The sequence below is a fragment of the Oleiphilus sp. HI0043 genome (assembly GCF_001634935.1).
Map to the genome: position 1 here is coordinate 1 of NZ_LWEY01001857.1, position 575 is coordinate 575.

The 575-nt window shown below is 47.0% G+C and carries 1 protein-coding gene; it reads right to left on the reverse strand.

Going from position 1 to position 575, the window contains the following annotated elements; translation table 11 throughout:
* A partial coding sequence (locus tag A3729_RS28480) for a GTP-binding protein (RefSeq protein ID WP_156498205.1) occupies positions 1-504 on the reverse strand: 504 nt, incomplete at its 3' end.
* Positions 505-575: the final 71 nt, after the last annotated feature.

A 575-nucleotide genomic window follows, 5' to 3' on the forward strand; every position in this document is an offset into this window, starting at 1 on the left:
ACTTTTAGCACTACAGGGAACCGCTCCCGACGCATCGATTCCGATAATATCCTCAATCTCTTGGGTTACTCGCTCAGGATCGGCCTGTGGCAAATCCATTTTATTTAGTACAGGAAGTACCTCCAAGCCCATTTCGATGGAGGTATAACAATTTGCCACCGACTGAGCCTCGACCCCCTGACCAGCATCGACAACCAATAACGCACCCTCACAGGCAGCGAGAGAACGTGACACTTCATACGAAAAGTCTACGTGCCCCGGAGTATCGATGAAGTTTAGCTGATAGGTTTCGCCATCTTTTGCCTTATAATCGAGTGTGACACTCTGGGCCTTGATCGTAATACCACGTTCTCGCTCGATATCCATGGAATCGAGTACCTGAGCTTCCATCTCACGGGACGACAGCCCGCCACAATCCTGAATAAAACGATCAGCCAAGGTCGACTTACCGTGGTCAATATGGGCAATTATTGAGAAATTACGAATATGTTTAAGACTACTCACTGGATTATTTTACTCTAAGGTTGATATCTAAATTGAGCACTCGGAATAAGTGGCAACCAAACCGCGCATTC